Here is a 2,278-nt window from a genome sequence, read left to right as displayed (position 1 = left end):
AACGTGAGTGCCAGCGGCTGATAGGGCATATGGGTCCCTGCCCCGGCGCCGTCAAGGGCTTCGCCGCTGCAGAAGCCGCCTGTCGCGAGAATGTCATCTTGTCATCTGGACAAAGCCGCCACTTCCCCGTCACAAGCAGACCATGTTTCGATCGCGTTTCGCCCTCACCAGTGCGCTGGCCGCTGCCCTCACCCTGGCCGGATGCGGCGGCGGCGGCGGCAGTGGGCCTGTCGGCGTTGCCCCCAGCCCGTCACCCACGCCCACACCCACCCCGCAGTGCGCCCTGCGCGACCGGCAATTGTGGGCCGAAGCCCAGATCCGCGAGAATTACCTCTTCCCGGCAGATTTGCCCGCCAGCCTGTCGCCCGACGGTTTTGCAACCGTGCAGGCCTATATCGACGCACTCACCGCCACGGCGCGCGTGGCGAACAAGGATCGCAATTTCACCTTCATCACCTCGATTGCCGAAGAAAATGCCTTCTTCACTTCCGGGCAAACAGCGGCCTTCGGCATCCGGCTTGAATATGACAGCAATGCCCGGCGCACCTTCATCCTGGATGTGTTCGAAACCGGCCCGGCCTTTGCCGCCGGCTTTGATCGCGGCGCCGAAATTCTGGCCATCGGCACCACGCCCGACAATCTGGTGCCGGTCACCACGCTGTTCGCAGCTGGCGGGTCGGCGGCCGTGTCAGACGCGCTGGGCCCCAGCGAGGTGGGCGTCACCCGCACCATCCGCTTCACCCTGGACGGGCAGGAGCGCACGGTCACCATCACGCGGGCTGAATTCAACATCCCACCGGTTTCCAGCCGCTTCGGCGTGCTGACCTATGAACAGCAAGGCCTTGGCCGCGTCGGCTATGTCAATCTGCGCAGCTTCATCTCCACGGCCGATGCTCCACTGCGCGCCGCCTTCGCCCGGTTCCGGGCTGAAGGTGCGACCAACATCATCATCGATTTCCGCTATAACAGCGGCGGCCTGGTGCGCACCGCTGAACTGATGGGCGACCTGATGGGCCGCGATCGGTTGGGCAGCGACGTGTTCAGCTTCACCACTTTCCGGCCATCGAAATCGGCCAGCAACAGCACCCGCCTGTTCCGCACCGTGCCCGAAAGCGTGGCGCCGACCAACCTCGCCTTCATCGCCACCGATGCCAGCGCTTCCGCCAGCGAGTTGGTGGCCAATGCCATGCTGCCCTATTTCCAGAACCGGCTGACGCTCGTCGGCGAGAACACAACGGGCAAGCCGGTGGGCCAGATCGCCGTCGACCGCGCCGCCTGTGATGATCGGCTGCGCATCGTTGCCTTCGCCACGCAAAACGCCAGCCGCCAGGGCGATTATTTCAACGGCCTGGCACCCTATCTGCCATCACGCGGCGGTCGCACCTGTGCGGCCAACGATGATTTCACGCGGCCGATGGGCAATCCCGCCGAAGCCTCCACCGGCCGCGCCATTGCCGCCCTGCGCGGCGAAAACTGCACCGCCATAGCCGCGGCAGCCGGCGACATCCGCGAACAATCGCTGGGCCGCCAACCGCTGCTCGCCCGCACGCCCAACGCCGCCCAGCGCGAAATGCCGGGGACGTTTTAAACAATTACTGCTTAGACTGACAGCTCGAAGCGGGAAGTGAACTTAGCAAGGTCCACCTTCACTGCAGGTGTATGGCCGCATGGTATTTGGGTTCAACCCAAATTTACGATTTCTCGTCAACGATTGCCCGCCATCAGGGCCTATCGATTGTCCTCCACCAGGTCCAATTGACTGACCGCCTCGCGGACCAATAGACAACCCACCGCCGGGACCAATTGACTGGCCGCCACCAGGGCCAATTGACTGACCACCGCCAGGCCCGATCGAGTCACATCCTCCGGGCCCAATTGATCCAGGTATGCAATTCCGCCAAGCCTGCGCCGAAACAATTTGTGGGGTCGCCAACACCGAAACCATGCTCACGAAAAACAGCATTTTTTTCATGTCGGTCCACTCCCACTCTCTGCGTTGCATGATATTCCACAATACATATTTTTCAAGCATCATCTTTCGGCGTATGGCAACTATCCATATGCCTTTATTTCGCAATATTCTTAGAGCCTCAGCAGCTGTTTGCCGAAATTCTTGCCTTCAAACAACCGGCGCAGCGTGGCCGGGCAATTCTCGAACCCGTGCGCCACGTCTTCAGCCGTCTTCAGCCTGCCTTCAGCCATCAGCTTCGACAGCGCGGCCACACCCTCGCCATAACGCTTGGCGAAATCGAGCACGATGAAGCCTTCCATCCGTCCG

The 2,278-nt window shown here is 62.0% G+C and carries 1 protein-coding gene and 1 pseudogene; one reads left to right on the top strand and one right to left on the bottom strand.

Annotated elements, in window-relative coordinates:
* Positions 1–142: 142 nt before the first annotated feature.
* Positions 143–1,588: a S41 family peptidase gene (locus RMO81_RS09200; RefSeq protein WP_310475535.1), complete on the top strand. Its 1,446-nt coding sequence runs from the start codon at positions 143–145 to the stop codon at positions 1,586–1,588.
* A gap of 494 nt (positions 1,589–2,082) precedes the next feature.
* On the opposite strand, the pseudogene RMO81_RS09195 reads toward RMO81_RS09200, so the two are convergent.
* A pseudogene (locus RMO81_RS09195) lies at positions 2,083–2,278 on the bottom strand (NADP-dependent oxidoreductase); the annotation flags it as partial.

This window comes from Sandarakinorhabdus sp., assembly GCF_031422795.1.
Classification (GTDB): Bacteria; Pseudomonadota; Alphaproteobacteria; order Sphingomonadales; family Sphingomonadaceae; genus Sandarakinorhabdus.
The sequence above is the reverse complement of the archived record's forward strand: the minus strand, read 5'-3'. Positions and strand labels throughout refer to the sequence as shown.

Excerpts from the sequence above, each read along its gene's own strand:
- RMO81_RS09200 (WP_310475535.1), top strand. The coding sequence starts at position 143 with ATGTTTCGATCGCGTTTCGCCCTCACCAGTGCGCTGGCCGCTGCCCTC.